The organism is Streptomyces sp. KLMMK (assembly GCF_036961605.1).
Lineage (GTDB): Bacteria > Actinomycetota > Actinomycetes > Streptomycetales > Streptomycetaceae > Streptomyces > Streptomyces telluris.
The window spans coordinates 1-18,585 of sequence record NZ_JBAMDC010000111.1; the positions used below are offsets into that span (position 1 = coordinate 1).

General features: G+C 72.1%; 21 protein-coding genes. 10 read left to right on the forward strand and 11 right to left on the reverse strand.

Annotation, left to right across the window (positions count from 1 at the left end; genetic code table 11):
• Positions 1-705, forward strand: a 705-nt coding sequence (locus tag V7793_RS17950) for an ATP-binding cassette domain-containing protein (RefSeq protein ID WP_336007682.1), incomplete at its 5' end; no start/stop codon positions are given.
• Between the two features lie 86 nt (positions 706-791).
• The gene (locus V7793_RS17955; protein WP_336007717.1) at positions 792-1,646 is read left to right on the forward strand and encodes an ECF transporter S component; all 855 of its coding nucleotides are present in this window, start codon (positions 792-794) and stop codon (positions 1,644-1,646) included.
• On the opposite strand, the gene V7793_RS17960 is transcribed toward V7793_RS17955, so the two are convergent.
• The 5 genes from V7793_RS17960 to V7793_RS17980 all read right to left on the reverse strand — a co-directional run bounded on the left by V7793_RS17960 (position 1,634) and on the right by V7793_RS17980 (position 4,058).
• On the reverse strand, positions 1,634-2,722 hold the full coding sequence (locus V7793_RS17960; protein ID WP_336007684.1) for an amidinotransferase: 1,089 nt from the start codon (positions 2,720-2,722) through the stop codon (positions 1,634-1,636). The two genes, V7793_RS17955 and V7793_RS17960, sit on opposite strands and share 13 nt — an antisense overlap.
• Before the next feature lie 56 nt (positions 2,723-2,778).
• Positions 2,779-3,315, reverse strand: a complete 537-nt coding sequence (locus V7793_RS17965; protein WP_336007686.1) for a GNAT family N-acetyltransferase — start codon at positions 3,313-3,315, stop codon at positions 2,779-2,781.
• Positions 3,316-3,377: 62 nt separating this feature from the next.
• A complete protein-coding gene (locus V7793_RS17970) occupies positions 3,378-3,563 on the reverse strand; it encodes a hypothetical protein (protein ID WP_336007689.1) in 186 nt (61 codons plus the stop codon).
• A complete protein-coding gene (locus tag V7793_RS17975) occupies positions 3,563-3,706 on the reverse strand; it encodes a hypothetical protein (RefSeq protein WP_336007690.1) in 144 nt (47 codons plus the stop codon). Before V7793_RS17975 ends, V7793_RS17970 begins: the two co-directional genes overlap by 1 nt.
• The gene (locus tag V7793_RS17980) at positions 3,699-4,058 is read right to left on the reverse strand and encodes a hypothetical protein (RefSeq protein ID WP_336007692.1); all 360 of its coding nucleotides are present in this window, start codon (positions 4,056-4,058) and stop codon (positions 3,699-3,701) included. The genes V7793_RS17975 and V7793_RS17980 overlap by 8 nt, the downstream gene beginning before the upstream one ends.
• A 209-nt stretch (positions 4,059-4,267) precedes the next feature.
• Here V7793_RS17980 and V7793_RS17985 point away from each other — a divergent pair, with 209 nt between their 5' ends.
• The gene (locus V7793_RS17985; protein WP_336007694.1) at positions 4,268-5,026 is read left to right on the forward strand and encodes a GntR family transcriptional regulator; all 759 of its coding nucleotides are present in this window, start codon (positions 4,268-4,270) and stop codon (positions 5,024-5,026) included.
• 16 nt (positions 5,027-5,042) lie between these two features.
• Positions 5,043-5,273: a hypothetical protein gene (locus V7793_RS17990; RefSeq protein WP_336007696.1), complete on the forward strand. Its 231-nt coding sequence runs from the start codon at positions 5,043-5,045 to the stop codon at positions 5,271-5,273.
• A gap of 10 nt (positions 5,274-5,283) precedes the next feature.
• On the opposite strand, the gene V7793_RS17995 is transcribed toward V7793_RS17990, so the two are convergent.
• A complete protein-coding gene (locus V7793_RS17995; RefSeq protein ID WP_336007720.1) occupies positions 5,284-5,733 on the reverse strand; it encodes a GNAT family N-acetyltransferase in 450 nt (149 codons plus the stop codon).
• A gap of 79 nt (positions 5,734-5,812) precedes the next feature.
• On the reverse strand, positions 5,813-6,982 hold the full coding sequence (locus tag V7793_RS18000; RefSeq protein ID WP_168091375.1) for a steroid 3-ketoacyl-CoA thiolase: 1,170 nt from the start codon (positions 6,980-6,982) through the stop codon (positions 5,813-5,815).
• Between the two features lie 236 nt (positions 6,983-7,218).
• Here V7793_RS18000 and V7793_RS18005 point away from each other — a divergent pair, with 236 nt between their 5' ends.
• The 4 genes from V7793_RS18005 to V7793_RS18020 all read left to right on the forward strand — a co-directional run bounded on the left by V7793_RS18005 (position 7,219) and on the right by V7793_RS18020 (position 10,624).
• Positions 7,219-8,451 carry a cytochrome P450 gene (locus V7793_RS18005; protein WP_336007699.1) on the forward strand — a complete coding sequence of 411 codons (1,233 nt, stop codon included), beginning with the start codon at positions 7,219-7,221 and terminating at the stop codon, positions 8,449-8,451.
• A 229-nt stretch (positions 8,452-8,680) separates the two neighbouring features.
• Positions 8,681-9,301: a DUF6230 family protein gene (locus V7793_RS18010; protein WP_256790261.1), complete on the forward strand. Its 621-nt coding sequence runs from the start codon at positions 8,681-8,683 to the stop codon at positions 9,299-9,301.
• A 1-nt stretch (position 9,302) separates the two neighbouring features.
• Complete coding sequence (locus tag V7793_RS18015; protein ID WP_336007701.1) at positions 9,303-9,917, forward strand: DUF6114 domain-containing protein; 615 nt, start codon at positions 9,303-9,305, stop codon at positions 9,915-9,917.
• On the forward strand, positions 9,914-10,624 hold the full coding sequence (locus V7793_RS18020; protein ID WP_336007703.1) for a hypothetical protein: 711 nt from the start codon (positions 9,914-9,916) through the stop codon (positions 10,622-10,624). Before V7793_RS18015 ends, V7793_RS18020 begins: the two co-directional genes overlap by 4 nt.
• Here the strand turns inward: V7793_RS18020 and V7793_RS18025 are convergent.
• Both V7793_RS18025 and V7793_RS18030 read right to left on the reverse strand, forming a co-directional pair.
• Positions 10,614-12,644, reverse strand: a complete 2,031-nt coding sequence (locus V7793_RS18025; protein WP_336007705.1) for a bifunctional glycosyltransferase 87/phosphatase PAP2 family protein — start codon at positions 12,642-12,644, stop codon at positions 10,614-10,616. The two genes, V7793_RS18020 and V7793_RS18025, sit on opposite strands and share 11 nt — an antisense overlap.
• A 194-nt stretch (positions 12,645-12,838) precedes the next feature.
• Complete coding sequence (locus V7793_RS18030) at positions 12,839-14,935, reverse strand: MDR family MFS transporter (RefSeq protein ID WP_336007708.1); 2,097 nt, start codon at positions 14,933-14,935, stop codon at positions 12,839-12,841.
• Positions 14,936-15,217: 282 nt separating this feature from the next.
• On the opposite strand from V7793_RS18030, the gene V7793_RS18035 reads away from it, so the two are divergent.
• The gene (locus V7793_RS18035) at positions 15,218-15,892 is read left to right on the forward strand and encodes an HAD-IA family hydrolase (RefSeq protein ID WP_336007722.1); all 675 of its coding nucleotides are present in this window, start codon (positions 15,218-15,220) and stop codon (positions 15,890-15,892) included.
• 124 nt (positions 15,893-16,016) lie between these two features.
• Here the strand turns inward: V7793_RS18035 and V7793_RS18040 are convergent, their stop codons facing one another.
• Together V7793_RS18040 and V7793_RS18045 are read right to left on the reverse strand one after the other, a co-directional pair.
• Positions 16,017-16,598: a TMEM165/GDT1 family protein gene (locus V7793_RS18040; protein WP_336007711.1), complete on the reverse strand. Its 582-nt coding sequence runs from the start codon at positions 16,596-16,598 to the stop codon at positions 16,017-16,019.
• A 182-nt stretch (positions 16,599-16,780) separates the two neighbouring features.
• A complete protein-coding gene (locus V7793_RS18045) occupies positions 16,781-17,680 on the reverse strand; it encodes an ABC transporter permease (RefSeq protein ID WP_336007713.1) in 900 nt (299 codons plus the stop codon).
• Between the two features lie 230 nt (positions 17,681-17,910).
• On the opposite strand from V7793_RS18045, the gene V7793_RS18050 reads away from it, so the two are divergent.
• A complete protein-coding gene (locus V7793_RS18050; protein WP_336007715.1) occupies positions 17,911-18,579 on the forward strand; it encodes an HNH endonuclease family protein in 669 nt (222 codons plus the stop codon).
• Positions 18,580-18,585 lie beyond the last annotated feature (6 nt).

Below are 18,585 nucleotides of genomic sequence, written 5' to 3' on the forward strand. Positions count from 1 at the left end.
CGCGACGTGAACCTGTCCGTACGGGCCGGGGAGACGGTCGCGCTGATGGGCCGCAACGGCGCGGGCAAGTCCACGCTGCTGCGCACGCTCGTCGGCATGCACAAGCCCGCCGCGGGCTCCGTGCGCGTGGGCGGCGCCGCCCCGCAGAGCACGACCCCGGCGGAACTGCTGCGCCACGTGGGCCTCGTACCGCAGGAGCCGCGCGACCTGCTGTACGCGGACACGGTCGCGGCCGAGTGCACGGCGGCCGACGGTGACGCGGGCGCGGAACCGGGCACCTGCCGCGCGCTCGTCTCCCGGCTCCTGCCGGACGTCCCCGGCACGACGCACCCGCGCGACCTGTCGGAGGGCCAGCGCCTCGCACTCGCCCTCGCGGTCGTCCTGACGGCGTGCCCGCCCCTGATCCTCCTCGACGAGCCGACCCGCGGCCTCGACTACGCGGCCAAGCACCGCCTGGTGGAGATCCTGCGCGGCCTCGCCGCCGAGGGGCACGCGATCGTCCTGGCCACGCACGACGTGGAACTGGCCGCGGAGCTGGCCCACCGGGTCGTCGTCATCGCCGACGGCGAGATCGTCGCGGACGGCCCGACCGCCGAGGTGGTGGTCTCCTCGCCGGCCTTCGCGCCGCAGGTGGCCAAGGTCCTGGCGCCGCAGCCGTGGCTGACGGTGGGGCAGGTGCGGGACGCGCTGGAGGAGGGGTCGTGACGGACGCAGCACCGGACCGGAAGGCCACCGCAACCGACCGGCCGGACTCCGCAGCCGAGCGCAGGCCCCCCACCTCCGACCGCCAAGTGCGGGCGATCCGCCTCGGCAGGCGCTCGATCGCGGCCCTGCTCCTCGTCTCCGCGACCGGGGTGGCCGCCTTCGGCTGGCCCCTGCTCGCCGCCTCCACGTCGGGCCTGGCGCACTCCCAGGACGCGCCGTGGCTGTTCGCGGCGCTGCTGCCGCTGCTGCTGGCCGTCGTGGTGGCGGCCATCGCCGACTCCGGCCTGGACGCGAAGGCGATCGCGATGCTCGGCGTCCTGGCGGCGGCTGGCGCGGCCCTGCGGCCGCTGGGCGCGGGGACGGCGGGCATCGAGCCGATGTTCTTCCTGATGGTGCTGTCGGGCCGGGTCCTCGGCCCCGGCTTCGGCTTCGTGCTCGGTGCGGTGTCGATGTTCGCGTCGGCGCTGCTGACGGGCGGCGTCGGGCCCTGGATGCCGTTCCAGATGCTGTCGATGGGCTGGGTGGCCATGGGCGCGGGCCTGCTGCCCGGCCCCGACCGCCTGCGCGGCCCCCGCGAGGTGCTGATGCTCGCGGGCTACGGCGCGGCGGCCTCCCTCCTCTACGGCACGGTGATGAACCTCCAGGGCTGGCCGTACATCGGCTCGCTCGCCACGGGCGTGTCCTTCGTCCCCGGCGACCCGGTGGGAGAGAACCTCGCCCGCTTCGTCGCGTACTGCCTGGCGACGTCCCTGGGCTGGGATGTGCCGCGCGCGGTCGTGACGGTCACGGCGACGCTCACGCTCGGCCCGACGGTCCTGAAGGCGCTGCGACGGGCGACGCGGAGGGCGGCGTTCGACGCACCGGTGACGTTCGGCGGGCCGCCCGGCCGGCCCGCGGCCGCGGCCGCAGCCGCGGAGGACCCCGCCGGTCACGGGAAGTAGGACTCCAGCGTGCCGCGGCGCCGGACGTCGAGCGTCGCGCAGTGGAACGAGCCCCCGAACGGCGCGTAGTGCAGCAGGTCGCACGGGACGGGCTCGAACCCCCAGCGCTCCAGCGCGCGCAGCATGCGGGTGTGGTGCCGCTCCGCGACCACCCTGTGCCCGTCGAGCACGAGAACGTTCATGTTGAGCCACTTTCCGCACATCGAGGTGATGCGGAGCAGGCGGTCCTCGATCGGGTCGGGTTCGGGGGCGACCAGGACGTCCCAGGAACGCAGGACGCCGGGCAGCCGGTCGACGTCGATGTATTCGGGGTTCACCAGCACCTTGCCGGGCGCGAGCGGGAGGAACGTCGTGTCGATGTGCATGGGCGTGCGGCAGCGGCTCTCGATCTCGTGGATGCGGTAGCCGGGCCCGAGGTGACGGCGCAGCCACTCGATGCCCATGCGGTTGGTGACGTTGCTCGGCGTGACGAACAGGTCGCGTCCGGCGCGGACGAAATCCGCGGCGTCGAACACCGGCTCGAACTCGGTGACGATGCGGCGCACCGGCTCGCCGGCCTCGGCGGTACGGAAGTCCGCCTCGAAGAGCGCGTCGGTGAGCTGCGGCTTCGGCGCCGCGGTCCAGCGCGCGCCGCGGCGGAAGTAGTCCTTGAGGAGCGTGCGGTAGGGGTGGGTGTCGAAGTAGCGGCACGGCCACGCCATCGGGGTCTCGATGATCTCGTCGCCGATCACGAGCATGCTGTCGCGCGGGCAGGCACTGCAGAAGCCGCGCGAGGACCAGCCGGGGGTGGCGAAGCGCCGCCTGTGGTCGACCGGGTCCGGGCGCGTGACCGTGATGCCGAGGGACTGCAGGACGGCGATGAAGCGGTCGAGCTCCTCCTGCGCCTGCTCGATCAGGAAGCGCGGATACCGGAACCCGGCGGCGATCCCCTGCAACCGGGCCGCCCACGGCGGGAGATTACTGGCCACGACGGGGTGGCCGGAGGGGATCGTCGCGCCGTCGAGGCGCCCGACGATGACCTCTTCCAGCGGATCCCACTCGTTGTGCGAACTGACCGGCGAAACGAGAGGCTCCACGCACGGTAACTTAACGCATCCGGGGAGTCACCCATCGCAACGCATGGGCCCCCGCGTCAGGCCGGAAGCTCCTTGCCCATCCACACCTCGGCGTAGGGGTTGTCCTCGGGGGTGTTGTAGCGAGGAATGCGGGCGAACCCGTGCCGGGCGTACAGCGCGATCGCCTCCACCAGGTCCTTCCGCGTGTCCAGGACGATCCGCTCGGCGCCCCACTCCCGCGCGACGGCCTCGGCCGCGGCGAGCAGCGCGGGCGCGGCCCCGAGCCCACGCGCGGCGGGCCGCACGAACATCCGCTTCAGCTCGGCGGTCCCCCGCTCCCGGTCGAACCACCGCAGCCCCAGACACCCCATGAACTCCCCGCCCTGCCGGGCAATCAGCAGCACGCCCGCAGGCGGGTCGAGACTGTCATGCGCCTCCTCGGCGACGTACCCCTCGACCTCCTCGGGCGTGGTGGTCCGGCCTTCGTGGAGCAGGAACCAGCGATCGGCGACCTCGGTCATGTAATCCCGCATCAAGGCCACGGCCTCGGGAGAACGGACGGGCTGCGGGGCGACGGCCCAGGGGCGGGAGGAGGGAGGGGCGGTGCCGGTCATGCGGGCATGGTCGCACGGGGGTTCCGGAAGCGCGCCCGAATTACGAGCGCCCCGGCCCACGCTCAGACGAGGCCGACGCCGGCCTGGGCCTTGATGGTGTCCACGGCTTCATCGGTGAGCCACCGGAGCGGAACCACGGTCCACCGATCACGCCTGCGCATGACCACGGCCTTACCGTCCGAGGTGGTCTCGCACCGCACGAACCCCTGCTCCCGCAGATCCCGGATCAGATCCTCGCCCCGCTTCATCACCCGTCCCGGTCCTTGTCGTCTGCCGCCGAGCTGTGGACATCACCGTTCCGGGAGACACGGGTGTCGGAATCGGTGACCTGGTCCCGGTTGACCTGCGGGTCCCACGGCTCCCCCGCGTTCTCGAAGTCCTTCTTACCCATTCTCACGCGCTCCTTCCGACACGGCGTGGTCCAGCCGCCAGTGGTTACGGAACCTGCTCAGGGCGTCGACTGCCTCGTTCGTACGTTCTCCGGCCGCGGACGCGGCCCGCCAGGCCGCATTCAGTTCGGAGCATCTACCACAGCCCGACCAGTGCGTGCCGTCACTATTGGCCAGGGCCCGGAACGCCTCCCGCTCCTGGCTCATGGCCAGCCGCAGCGCGGAGGCGGGCACCTCCCATTCGAGCCCCCCGCCGGGCGTACGCACCTGCACCTGGGGGCCCCGGTGCCCGATCACCTGGGCGATCCTGCCCTCCCGGGTGTCCACCACGTACGCACCCACTCGATATGTCACCGTTCCGCCCCTCCATCGGTTTACGCCAGGCCGATTCCGAAGTCACCGTCACGCGTAACTTCTCTAGAGATGCTTCCAGTGAAGCCTTCTTCTCTAGAGAAGTCAACTCTTCTCTAGAGAAGCTGCCTTACCTGCCGATGGCCCCCCGGTTCCGCGGTGACAGCTGATCGCCCCTTACGCTGTCCGGAGAGGAAAGAGGTGATCACCCGATGGCCGACCAGGGCGCTGGCCGCCGACCCAAGTACCAGCGGATCGCTGCCGATCTGCGGGATGCGATCCGGCGCGGCGAGTATGAACCCGGTGGTCGGCTGCCCGGCGAGAACGAGTTGATGGCCACCTACGACGTGGCCCGCATGACCGCTCGGCAAGCACTCGGTGTGCTGCAGAGCGAAGGCATCGCCGAGGCCCGAAAAGGTGCGGGCGTCTTCGTGCGATCGTTCCGGCCCATCCGGCGCAGGGGCATTCAGCGGCTGACCGAAGGCACGTGGACTTCCGGGCGGTCCATATGGGCGGCCGACATCGAGGACCGCGACCTCACGGTGGATCGCATCGAGGTCACCGAAGAGCCGGCTCGGGAGCATGTGGCCTCGGCCCTCGGACTGGCTCCCGAGAGCGCCGTCTGCGTGAGGAGCAGGCGCTTCGTCCTTGATGACAGGCCGGTCCTGCTTTCCGTGTCCTACCTGCCCGCCGACCTCGTGGCCGGGTCCCCGATCACCCGGGCGGACACCGGCCCCGGAGGCGCCTACGCGCGCCTGGCCGAACTCGGAGCCGAGCCGGTGCGCTTCCGCGAGGAGATCCGGTGCCGGATGCCTTCAGCCGATGAGGCCGACCAGCTCGGTTTGGCGTCGGGTACGCCCGTCGTCCTGATCTGCCGCACGGCGTTCACAGAGGACGGCCGGGCCGTCGAAGTCAACGAGATGACGCTCGACTCGGCTTCGTACGTCCTGGAGTACGAGTTCGGCAACTAGCCCCACGGCTCCCTCTATGCTCGCCCGTAACATGATGCGCGGCATCATCGCCCTTGCCTCCCGCTGCACTCCCGTGGGCGGCAGCGAGCGCCCGTCCGCCGAGTCCACCGCCGTCTACTGGATGACGCCGGACGAGCTGGCTGCAGCAATGACCGAGGCCTACGCGGTCCGGCTACTGGACGCCCTCAGCAGCGACACCCCGTACGTACGCGTCCACGACGGCCGACGGGTGATTTCCGCGCCCTGAAGCGGCACGCTCACCCCAGCGCGAACACCAGCTCCGGCCGGTCCCACGTGATCGACCCCGTGGCGGGCACCGTCCCCGTGCGCCGCGCGCCCACGCTGCGGTAGAAGCCTTCGGACGGCGGGTGGGAGACGACGCGTACGCCGGTGAGGCCCGCGGCGCGGGCGCGGGTCTTCATGTGGGTCGCCAGGCGGCGGCCCACGCCCAGCCCCTGGGCCGCGTCCGCGACGAACATGAGGTCCAGTTCGGCGGGCGGGCCGAGGAGGAGGGCGTAGAAGCCCAGGACCGCTGCGCTGTCTCCGCCCTCTCCCTCCGCCACGAAGACCTCGTGGCGGGCGATGTAGTCCGCCGTGACCTCGTAGGTCTCGACCATCGCCGCGTAGCCGCCCCGGTACGCGCCCGAGGTGCGCACCAGGGCCGTGAGCTCAGCGGCGTCCGCCGCCGTGGCGCGTCTGATCACGATCGATTCCCCCTGGACGAAGGTAAGAGACCCAATACGTCGGAGGGTATTACCGATCAGCCGGCCGGCGGCATGGCGGACGTCACAGCCGCTGGATGATCGTCCCCGTCGCCAGCGCCCCGCCCGCGCACATCGTGATCAGGGCGAACTCCTTGTCCGCCCGCTCCAGCTCGTGCAGGGCGGTCGTGATCAGCCGGGCCCCCGTCGCGCCGACCGGGTGGCCGAGGGCTATCGCGCCGCCGTTGACGTTGATCTTCTGCAGGTCCTGTTCGAAGACCTGGGCCCAGGAGAGCACGACCGAGGCGAAGGCCTCGTTGATCTCCACGAGGTCGATGTCGCGGAGCGACATGCCCGCCTTGCCGAGGACGGCGCGCGTGGCGTCGATGGTGCCGTCGAGGTGGAAGTGCGGGTCGGCCCCGACGAGCGCCTGGGCGACGATGCGGGCCCGGGGGCGCAGTTTCAGCGCGCGGGCCATCCGCTTGGATGACCACATCAGCGCGCACGCGCCGTCGGATATCTGCGAGGAGTTGCCGGCGGTGTGGACGGCGGTGGGCATGACGGGCTTGAGCCCGCCGAGCGCCTCGGTGCTGGTGTCGCGCAGCCCCTCGTCGCGGTCGACGAGCCGCCACATGCCCTGCCCCGCGTACTGCTCCTCCTCCGTCGTCGGCACCTGGACGGCGAACGTCTCCCGCTTGAAGCGCTCCTCGGCCCAGGCGCGGGCGGCCCGCTGCTGGGAGAGGAGGCCGAGTCCGTCGACGTGCTCCCGGGTCAGGCCGCGCTTGCGGGCGATGCGTTCGGCGGCCTCGAACTGGTTGGGCAGGTCGACGCTCCACTCGTCGGGGAACGGCTTGCCCGGCCCGTGTTTGGAGCCGCTGCCGAGCGGGACCCGGGACATGGCCTCGACGCCGCACGCGATACCGATGTCCACGACGCCGCCCGCGATCATGTTGGCGATCAGGTGGTTGGCCTGCTGCGAGGAGCCGCACTGGCAGTCGACGGTGGTGGCCGCGGTCTCGTAGGGCAGGCCCATGGCCAGCCAGGCGGTGCGCGCGGGGTTCATGGACTGCTCGCCGGCGTGGGTGACCGTGCCGCTGACGATCTGCTCGACGCAGTCGGGCTGGATCCCGGTGCGGGCAAGCACTTCCCGGTAGGTCTCGCCCAGCAGGTAGGCGGGGTGGAGATTGGCGAGCGTGCCTCCGCGCCGGCCGATGGGGGTGCGTACGGCTTCGACGATGACGGGTTCCGCGGCCATGGTTCGTCCTCTCGTGGCATCCGCTGGGCGTCCCGGCGCCCCCGGCAAACAAGAACACGTTCTTATTCCGCTCGTTCGCTCGCAGTCTTATGAGCGCTACCCCCGGTACGCAAGGGTCGCGCACGTGCTGCGCCCGCGACAGATGGCCTCGCACCCTCCCTTGCCGCCCGCGGGGCGGCGTCACTACCGTCGGGGCACAGCCGATAACTGATGGACCGTCAGAGATGGAGGGGCCGATGCCCTGTCCCGCGCTTCCCGGCGGCTTCGACTTCACCGACCCCGACGTCTACCACCGCCGCGTCCCGCTCCCGGAGTTCGCCGCGCTGCGCCGTACGGCTCCGGTGTGGTGGAACGCCCAGCCCCACGGCGTCGCCGGCTTCGACGACGACGGCTACTGGGTGGTCACCCGGCACGCGGACGTGAAGGAGGTGTCCACCCGGCCGGACCTCTACTCCGCCGCCCTCAACACCTCGATCATCCGCTTCAACGAGCACATATCCCGCGACCAGATCGACGTCCAGCGGCTCATCATGCTCAATATGGACCCGCCCGAGCACACCCGCGTCCGCCAGATCGTGCAGCGCGGCTTCACGCCGCGCGCGGTCCGCTCCCTGGAGGCGGCCCTGCGCGGGCGCGCGGGCGCGATCGTGGCCGCGGCGCGGGAGCGCGGCAGCGGCGACTTCGTCACCGACGTCGCCTGCGAGCTGCCGCTGCAGGCGATCGCCGAGCTCATCGGCGTCCCGCAGGAGGACCGGGCCCGGATCTTCGACTGGTCCAACAAGATGATCGGCTACGACGACCCCGAGCTGGCGATCACCGAGGAGGTCGGCGCGAACTCCGCGATGGAGCTCATCTCGTACGCGATGAACCTGGCCGCCGCGCGCAAGGAGTGCCCGGCGAAGGACATCGTCAGCCGGCTGGTCGCCGCCGAGGACGAGGGCAACCTCACCTCCGACGAGTTCGGCTTCTTCGTGCTGCTGCTGGCCGTCGCCGGCAACGAGACCACGCGCAACGCCATCAGCCACGGCATGCACGCCTTCCTCACCCACCCCCGCCAGTGGGAGCTCTACAAGCGCGAGCGCCCCGCGACCGCGGCGGAGGAGATCGTCCGCTGGGCGACGCCCGTCGTCTCCTTCCAGCGCACGGCCACCCGGGACACCGAGCTCGGCGGCGCCCGCATCCGCGCGGGTCAGCGCGTGGGCATCTTCTACGCCTCCGCCAACCACGACCCCGAGGTCTTCACCGACCCCGAGGTCTTCGACATCACCCGCGACCCCAATCCGCACCTGGGTTTCGGGGGCGGCGGGCCGCACTTCTGCCTCGGCCGGTCGCTGGCCGCGCTGGAGATCGACCTCATCTTCGACGCGGTCGCCGACACGCTCCCGGACATCCGGCTGGAGGGCGAGCCGCGGCGGCTGCGGTCGGCCTGGCTGAACGGGATCAAGGAGCTGAAGGTCCGCTACCGGTGACCGGTTCCCGATAGCTGATTAAGCGTCAATTTCCTTTCGCCGCAGGGGAATAGTCCGTACCGGGACCTTGTACGGCGACGGCCACGGACTTACTCTCGGGTACACCTTCCGGGCAGGCCCGTTCGTCACGCCCCACGCCCGTCACAGCACCGACCCGCGCGATGCGGCGCGATACGGCGGCCACCCGTCCGGCAGCTCTCATCCGAGGCTCTCCGAGGGGACGATCAGCATGAACGACGCGCAAGGCAGACCGGTCACGGGACGGGTCAGGTGGCGCAAGTTCGCCGTCCTGGCCGTGCCCGGGTTCGCGGCCACGGCGGCGCTGGCCGTCGCGCTGGCCGAAGGGGCCCTCGCGGCCTCGTTCGCCGTGTCGGGCCAGGAGTTCAAGGTCTCGGCCGACAGCCTGGAGGGCAAGGGCTTCGCGCAGTACGGCGGCGTGGACACCAACGCCCGCGGCGACCTGCTGCCCGTGGCGGTCACCGCGATCAAGGAGGCCGAGCTGCAGAAGCTCTGCCAGTCCGTGGTCACCCACCTGCCCGTCATCGGGGACATCTCCCTCAACCTGACGGCGGGCGGGAGCGGCACCCCGGTCAAGGCCACCAACCTCTTCATCGACGCCACCCAGCTGGGCGGCGACGCCGAGTTCACGAACATCGAGATCGGCCGCGACGCCTCCACGCTCGACAAGGGCCCGGCCGACGCCCAGGGCATGCAGGACCTCTTCGCCCAGCAGGCCGACCGCGTCAGCATGAAGAAGGTCCGGCAGGTCGCCTGGGCGACCAACGCAGGAACGTTCAAGCTCGCCGGCCTGCGGATGAACGTCTTCAAGGGCAAGCAGGAGTGCTTCTGACGTGGCGGCCGGCACCGGGACCGCCGCCGCCCGTCCCCGACCCCGCCGGCATCCGTGGGCCGCGTGGCGCCGGTGGCGCAAGGCGCGGCCCTTCTGGGGCGGCCTCGCCACCGTGCTCGCCGGAGCGGAGATCTCCGTCATCCCGCTGGCACCGCTGAAGATCATGCTCCATCAGGGGATCGCGGGCATCCCCTCGGTCCTGATGGGCCTGGTCATGGTGCTGATGGGCCTGAGCGCGTGGTTCGCGCCGCAGTACCGGACCCTCGCCGGGGTGGTGACCGTCATGATCGCGGCCGCGGCGCTGGTGATGTCGAACCTCGGCGGGTTCCTCATCGGCACCGTCCTCGGCGTCATCGGCGGAGGCATGGTCTTCGCCTGGCAGCCGGTGACACCGGCGTCGCCGGCACCGGCGCCGGAAGCAGGGGGCGGGCCCGGTGCCGGGGATGCGCCCGGCACTGAAGACGTGCCCCGTACGGAACACATGCCCGGTACCGGAGACGTGCCCGGCACCTCCGGCCCGCCCGGCGGCGAGCCGTCCCACCCACCGCACGACGGGGCGCACCCCGGACCGCACCACGATCCTCCCGCGCACCTCCCACACAAGGAGACCCGATGACCTCCGTGACCTCTCGCAGACTCCGTCCCCGTGCCCTCCTCGCCTGCGGCGCGGGGCTGGCCGCCACCGCCGCCCTCACCCTCACCGGCGCCGCGGGCGCCCAGACGGGCCCGGCCGCCGGCCCGGCCGCCGCGGAACCGACCACCGTCACCCCGGCCGGCCACTCCTTCGCGGCCACGCTCAACGGGAAGGCCACCTTCAAGGCCGGTTCGGTGACCGCCACCTGTACGGTCTCCAGCTCGCAGCCGTCGTCCGGCTCCGGCAACAACCGGATACCCGACGCGCCCGGCAACCACAACCCCGCGGGGCCGGTCTCCAGCAGCATCAACCCGCCCACGTACTCCGGCTGCACCGCCAGCATCGCCGGGGTGACCACGACCGTCACCACGTCCGGCACGTGGAGCGTGTCCATGCAGCACGGGTCGCCGATCACCGCCACCCTCACCATCCCGGTCGGCGGCTTCGTCCTGGAGTCCAAGGGCCTGGCCAACTGCAAGATCACGGCCGCGCCGGCCGCGCCCGCGGACATCCTCACGACCTACACCAACGGCACCCCGTCCACGCTCACGGTCACCAACGCCACCGTCCCGGTCAAGGTCACGGGCGGGTTCGGGTGCCCGACCAGCGCGACGTCGTCGGTGTTCAACGCCGTCTACGACATCACGGACACCACCGACCCGGCCTCCCAGATCACCGTCAGCGGCTGAGCCGGACCCCCGCGGGCAGCGGATCGCTCTCGCTGCGCGCCGCCGGCACCTTGCCGAACGCCTGCCGGCCCGGGCCGCTGAGCGCGTACTGGACGGCGAAACCGAACAGCACGACGAGGGCACCGCCGACCGCGTCGAGCACGTAGTGGTTGGCGGTGCCGACGATCACCGAGAGCGTGAGCAGCGGGTAGAGCATGCCGAGGCACTTCATCCACGCCTTCGGCGCGACGGCGGCGATCACGACGCCGCACCACAGCGACCAGCCGATGTGCAGCGACGGCATGGCCGCGTACTGGTTGGACAGCTCCGTCAGCGCCCCGAAGTCGGGGTGGTCGAGGTCCTGCGGGCCGTTGGCCGTGTCGACGAAGCCGAGGCCGGGCATCAGCCGGGGCGGCGCCAGCGGGTAGGCCCAGAAGCCGGCCAGCGCGATCAGCGTGGCCAGGGACAGCGCGGTCCTGGCCCAGCGGTAGGTGCCGGGGCGGCGCACGTAGAGGTAGACCAGCAGGGACACCGGCACCAGGAAGTGGAAGGTGCCGTAGTAGTAGTTCATGCCGTCGGTGAGCCAGCCGACACCCGCCACGAAGTGGTTGAAGCCGTGCTCGACGTCGATGTGCAGGAACTCCTCGATGCCGAGGATCTGCCGGCCGTGGGCCTCCGCGAGGGAGCGCTCGCCGGGGGCCTGCCCGCGGATGTACGAGTAGACCCAGTAGCCGAGCCGTAAAAGCATCAGCTCCAGCAGGACGTTCGACCGGGACAGCGGGCGCTTCCAGAAGCGGAAGAGCGGCACCCAGGCGAAGCGGCCCCGCTGCGGCTCGGTCACCGGCGTCGGCAGCGGCCGCTCCCAGCCCTCCGCCGTGCGCAGGAGGAAGGGCACCGCGCAGGCCGCCAGGAGCGCGGCGAGCAGCGGGGCGTTGTTCCCGAGGGGGCGCAGGAACGGGTTGTCCGGCATCAGCGCGGTGCTCGTGAGCGTCATCACCAGGACGACGAGCACGGGCCACGCCAGCCGGTCGGCGCGGCGCTTGCCGACCCGGCCGACGACCGCGAGCAGGATCCACAGCTGCTGGTGCTGCCAGGCCGTCGGCGAGACCGCGACCGCGGTGCAGCTGGCGACGGCCGTCGCCAGCAGGGCCTGCCCGTCGAGGGCGTAGCGCGCGGCGCGGCGCAGGCCGAGCACGGCGACGGCCGCGGCCAGCAGCCCGTACAGCACCGGTTCGGCCGGGCCGTGCAGGCCCAGGCGGAGCAGCAGGCCGTGCAGGGACTGGTTGGCGAGCCCGCCGGGAGCGTGGCCGAGGCCCGCGCCGGCGATGTGGTGGATCCAGTACGTCCACGAGTCGTCCGGCATGACCACCCAGGTGAGTGCCGAGCAGGCCACGAAGGTGACGCCGGCGGCGGCGGCCGCGCGGCGGCGGCCCGTCAGCCACAGCAGGAGGGCGAAGAGCAGCACGGTGGGCTGCAGCGCCGCGGCGACCCCGACGAGCAGGCCGCTCGTACGGCCGGATCCCTGCGCGAGGCGGGGCGGGCAGCAGCCGAGGAGCACCAGCAGGACGGGGAGGATGCTGGTCTGCCCGAGCGTGAAGGTGTTCCGCACGGGCAGCGAGGCCACGGTCAGGATCACGGCCACGGGGGCGGCCAGCAGCGCCGTGCGCCGCGGGACCGGCCCCGGCAGGGAGCGGGCGGCGACCAGCGCGAGGGCCACGACCAGCAGGAGGGTGCCGAACGTCCAGAAGATACCGAGGCTCTCCTCGGCGGCCTTCGTCAAGGGTTTGAGGACGAGTCCCGCGAAGGGGGTACCGGTGAACCGGTCCGTGTCGTAGAGCGAGCCGCGCACGTGCAGGACGCCGTTGTGGCCGATCCACCGGCCGAGGTCGGTGAAGCGCCGCTCGGGAGGGAGTCTGAGCACCGCTGCTGTCTGACGCACGGCCAGCAGCCCGGCGAGGAGCCACAGCACGCCCAGGGCGAGGCCGGTCCCCGCCCCCGCTCCCGGCGGGCTTCCCAGCCCGCCCCTCTGTGCATTCGCCACGCCCCGACGCTCCTCCAGTCGCCCGGCCAGGTCACCTCGTAGAGCTCTTTGAGACCTTACTGAGTCCTGGAGAAGAGACGCAGGTCACTGCCGAGTCCCCGGTCCGCGTCGCAGAGTTGTCCGAAAGGCGGCAGTCGGGCAGGCGGCACGCCCTTCGATCCGATGTGCCGTCGAACGGGTGACCTGAGCCCCAGTCAGGGCCCCTGGCGCCAGTCCCGCCGCGGATCATGATCCCTCCGCGGCTCCGCGTCCCCGTCGTGGGGCTGTTCCGCGTCCGAGCCGCACAGTTCGGTGGTGAGTTCCCGGACGAGGGCGTCGAGGTCGGTGGGGCGGTCCGGGGTCCACCAGTTGCCGAGGAGGTCGGCGAGGGATTCCTCGCGGGCCCGGAAGAGGAGGCCCGCGACGCGCCGGCCCTCGTCCGTCATGACGAGGGGCAGGCCCTCGCGGCGGGCCAGGCCGCGGACCTCCAGCTGGATGGCGGCCTCGGTGACGGCGCGCAGGGGGACGTCGACGCGCTCGGCGAGCAGGGAGGGTTCCACGGAGCCGTAGCGGTTCATGCGCAGGAGCATCCAGCTCGCGGCGGGGCGCAGGTCGAGCCCGGCCCGTTCGGTGATCACCTCGTAGACCTTCTTGCGGCCCTCGCGGCTGCCCAGCAGGGACAGGGCGCGGGCGACCTCGTCGTGCGAGGAGCGTTCGACGGGATTGCTGGAGATGACCTCGCTGTTGTCGGGCGCGGTGACGCTGCCCCGCAGCGGTTCCTCCCTCAGCAGCCAGGCGAGGGCGAAGGCGACGAGCCCGGCGGGCACCGCGTAGAGGAAGACGTCGGTGATGGACGTGGAGTAGGCGGCGAGGACGCCCGCCCGCTCACCCGGCGGGAGGGCGGAGACCGCGCGCGGGTCGGCCTGGAGCTTGCCGGGGCTGACGCCGGCGGGGAGGCTCGCGCCGGAGAGGGCGTCGGCGATCCGCGGCCCGAGCTTGTTGGCGAAGATCGTGCCGAAGATGGAGACGCCGAAGGACGCTCCGATGGAGCGGAAGAAGGTGGCGCCGGAGGTGGCGACGCCGAGGTCGCGGTAGGCGACGGCGTTCTGCACGACCAGGACGAGGACCTGCATGACGAGGCCGAGCCCGAAACCGAAGACGAAGAAGTACGCGCTCATCTCCCCGGTGCCGCTGCCGGGGCCGAGCTGATGCAGCAGGAGCAGGCCGATGGTCATCACGGCCGTACCGGCGATCGGGAAGACCTTGTAGCGGCCGGTGCGGCTGACGATCTGGCCGGAGGCGGTCGAGGCGATGAGCAGCCCGGCCACCATCGGCAGCATGTGCACCCCGGACATGGTCGGCGAGACGCCCTGCACGACCTGCAGGAACGTCGGCAGGTAGGTCATCGAGCCGAACATCGCGAAGCCGACGACGAAGCCGATCACCGAGCAGAGGGCGAAGGTGCGGATCCGGAAGAGCTTCAGCGGCAGGACGGGCTCGGCGGCGCGCCGCTCCACCAGCACGAAGGGCACGATCAGGGCCGCGCCGAGCACGCCGAGGCCGATGATCTGCCAGGACGACCAGGGGTAGGTGGTGCCGCCGAGGGAGGTCATCAGGACCAGGCACGTGGCGACGGCCGCGATGAGGAACGTACCGAGGTAGTCGATGCGGTGCGGGGTGCGGCGGGCCGGGATGTGCAGGACGGCGGCGATGGTGAAGAGGGCGACGATGCCGATGGGGACGTTGATGTAGAAGACCCAGCGCCAGCTGAGGTGGTCGACGAACAGGCCGCCGAGGAGCGGGCCGAGCACGCTCGTACCGCCGAAGACCGCGCCGAACAGGCCCTGGTAGCGGCCGCGGTCCCGGGGCGGCACGAGGTCGCCGACGATCGCCATCGACAGCACCATCAGCCCGCCGCCGCCGAGGCCCTGCAGGGCGCGGAAGGCGATGAGCTCGCCCATGTTCTGGGCGATGCCGCACAGCACGGAGCCGAGCAGGAAGATGACGATGGCCGTCTGGAAGAGCTTCTTGCGCCCGTACTGGTCGCCGAGCTTGCCCCACAGGGGGGTCGCGGCGGTGGAGGCGAGCATGTAGGCGGTGACGACCCACGACAGGTGTTCGAGGCCGCCGAGGTCGCTGACGATCGTGGGCAGGGCGGTGGAGACGATCGTCTGGTCCAGGGCGGCCAGCAGCATGCCGAGCAGCAGGGCCCCGATCGCGACGAGGACGGTGCGCCGGGGCTGCCCCTCGCCGGGCGCGGGCAGGGGCTCGGGCTCCGCGGCCACGGAGGGGCCCGGGGTGTCGTCCGCCATGGGCGCTCCTGGGGTCTCCTGGGATCTCCTACGGAACTGCGGAAGTGCACGGCACTTCCCGCACTGCCTCGTCCCGCGCGCGAAACGGTTCGCCCGCGAAACGTCTCACGCGCGAAACGCTCTTCCATCGTGGTCCGGATCGCCCCGTCCGGCCCGCCGGGGTAGGCCATTGGCTTTCCGGGCGGGACTTTTTGTATCGTTAGGAAACAAAGTGGTCCCGCCCGTATTCCCTGACCGGCGGGCGGGACCGCCTTGCCTTACTCCCGCGCCCTGGAGCCGTCGATGCAGGCCTTCGCCCCCACCACGACCACGCTGACCGCCCGCGCCCTGCTCCTGGACATGGACGGGACGATCGTCAACTCCGACGCCGTCGTGGAGCGCTGCTGGCGTGAGTGGGCCGCCGAGCAGGGACTCGACGGCGACGCCGTGATGAAGGTCGTCCACGGCCGCCAGGGCTACGCCACGATGGCCGTGCTGCTCCCGGAGCGCCCGATGGAGCAGAACCACGCCGACAACCGCCGGATGCTCGCCGCGGAGACCGCCGACGTCGACGGCGTCGTCCCGGTCGCCGGCGCCCCGGCCTTCATGGCCGCCCTCGCCGGCCTCCCGCACGCCCTGGTCACCTCCGCCGACCGCGCCCTGGCCGAGGCCCGCATGGGCGCGGCGGGCCTGCCCATGCCGGAGGTCCGCGTGACCGCGGAGTCCGTCGGCGCGAGCAAGCCGGACCCGGAGGGCTTCCTCAAGGGCGCCGCGGCCCTGGGCTTCGCCCCCGCGGACTGCATCGTCTTCGAGGACTCCGAGGCGGGCATCGCGGCCGGCAAGGCGGCCGGCATGCGCGTGGTCGGCGTCGGCCCGCGCGCGGCGGCCCACCACCCGGACGTCCACGTCGCGGACCTGACCCGGATACGCGTGGAGGCGGACGCGAACGGCGCCGTCACGCTCCACGTCTCGGCCTGACAAGTCGCGGCCTGACCAGTCCCGGCCCGACCAGTCTCGGCCCGACCCGCTCGGCTCGACCCGTCCCGGCCCGACCGGCCCGGCGCACTGACAGCCCCGGGCCGGCGAACAGCATTCGCGCGGATCAGCCCGCGACCGCCTCGTACAGGCTGAAGCCCGCGAGTCCCAGCATCACCACGGCCGCCACCTTGGTGATCAGCGCCAGCGGCACGTACTTCATCAGCGTGCGGCCGCCGACGATGCCCAGGCCCGCGACGGCCCACAGGGCCAGCACGGCGCCCAGGCCCACCGACAGCGGATCGTCGTAGCGGGCAGCGAGATTGGCGGTCATGATCTGGGTGAGGTCGCCGAACTCGGCGACGAGGATCAGCATGAAGCCGGCCCCCGACACCTTCCAGAACGACTGGTCGGCGGGCTTGCGCAGCTCCTCGTCGCCCTCGTCCTTCTTGAACAGCAGCATGACCGCGCCCGCGAGGAAGAGCAGGCCGACGACGCACTGGACGAGGCGGTGCGGCAGCAGCGTCAGGACGCTTCCGGCGGCGATGGCGAGCGCGACGTGCACGGCGAAGGCCGCGGCGACCCCGGCGAAGACATAGCTCGCGCGGTAGCGGGTGCCGAGCATCAGACCGGCCAGGGCGGTCTTGTCGGGCAGTTCGGCGAGGAAGACGACGCCGAAGGCCAGAGCGGCGACGGTGAAGCTGATCACGGGACATTCCCTCAGTCGGTGGAGTGCTGCCGCACCGAGGGGACCTGAACCTGTCGAGGGGTCGCTTCGGCACGGCAGCGTCGTGGACACTGCGGCCGAAGGTCTCGCTGGCGGGCGCGAACACCTGCCTCCGGGCGCCGGCCGAGGCGAGCTCGGCAGTATGTCGACGGTCCGGCGAAGAGCTACTCCCCTTCTGCTCCGTTCAGGGTACGCGACCGGCGGACGAACCGCCCCGGCGAGACGCCCGCAACCCCTCCCCGGCCCCCTCCGGCCCCTCCCCGGCCCCCTCCGGCCCCTCCCCGGCCGCCTCCGGCCTCGTAGCGATGGAGCAGCCCCCGCGCCACCAGCTCCAGGACCAGCGCCACGGCCACCGCCTGCACGGCCAGCAGCGCGACCAGGACGAACAGCTGCACCGCGCCCGCGAGCAGCGGGGACTCGCCGCCGAGCAGCATGCCCACGAACGCGCCGGGCAGTGTGACGAGACCCACGGTGCGGGTCTGGTCGAGGCCCGGCAGCAGGGCGTCGGACGCGGCCGGGCGGGCGATCTCCAGACGGGCGTCGCGGTCGGCCATGCCGAGCGCCAGGCCGGCCTCCACCTCGCCGTGCCGCGTGTGCAGCTCGTCGAGGGCGCGCCGGCCGCCGAGGACCGTCGCCGTGAGCCCGCCCCCGATGAGGATCCCGGTGACCGGGATCAGGGCGATGCCCCGCAGCGGCACGAGCCCGGTGAGCAGCAGCAGCGCCACGACCGGCAGCACCCCCGCACCGATCGGCACCGCGGCCCACCACCAGGTGCCGTTGTCCGTGATGCGCCGCCCGGCGGTCCGCACCGCGACGGCGAACATCAGCCCGATGAAGCAGAGGAGGAGCGGAACCGCGCGGACCACCCAGCCGATGACGGCGGAGACCGCGGCCAGCTGGGCGGCCGCCCGCACTCCGGCGACGGCGATGGAGCGGGCGTGCCCGCGCCCCCGCCCGTCGGCGAGCCGGGCGACGGTCGCGACACCCACCGCGGTCACGAGCAGGACGGCGAGCACCACGGCGAGCGTGGCGTTGACGGGCAGCAACGCTGCGGCGGCGAGCATGCGGCCCACCCTAGGGGCCCGAACGGCCGGTTACCGGCGGTCGTATGGCGGCGTGTCAGGAGGGCACCGCACCGGCGGCGCCGATCGCGGCCAAGGTCACGTGAACCGGGTCTTGCCTTGTCATGATCGCGTCGTCACCCTGTTACCTGGCGCCCACCCCCCGGACACCGGGCGCCGCGATCCTGGCCGCTCCCGACGGCCGAAGACCCCCCACTTCACAGGGAGTTCTCATGTCCGCAATACGCACCCCCTCCGCCGCGCGCGGTCTCTACGCGCGTCGCGCCGCCGTGGCATGCGGCCTGGCCGCGCTGACCGGCTCGCTCACCCTCGGCGGGGGCACGGCGCACGCCGCTCCGCCCACCCCGCCGGACGCCGCGACCGTGCGGGGCTACCTCGGCGAGCTGCAGGTGAGCCCCGAGGGGTCCATGGACGGCTACAGCCGGACGAAGTTCCCGCACTGGAGCACCCAGTCCGGGCAGTGCAACACCCGCGAGGTCGTCCTCAAGCGCGACGGCGAGAACGTGCAGCAGGACGCCAAGTGCGCCGCCGTCTCCGGCACCTGGGCCTCCCCCTACGACGGCGCGACCTGGCACGACGCCCAGGACATCGACATCGACCACATCGTGCCGCTCGCCCAGGCCTGGCGCTCGGGCGCCAGCACCTGGACCACGGCGCAGCGCCAGGCGTTCGCCAACGACCTGACCCGGCCGCAGCTGATCGCCGTGACCGACCGCGTCAACCAGGCGAAGGGCGACAAGGACCCGGCGCAGTGGATGCCGCCGCTGAACTCCTACGCCTGCACGTACGCGCGGATGTGGGTCACGGTGAAGCACCACTACAAGCTGACCGTCGACTCCGCCGAGAAGGAGAAGCTGGCGGCGGTCCTCAACGGCTGCTGAGACGGT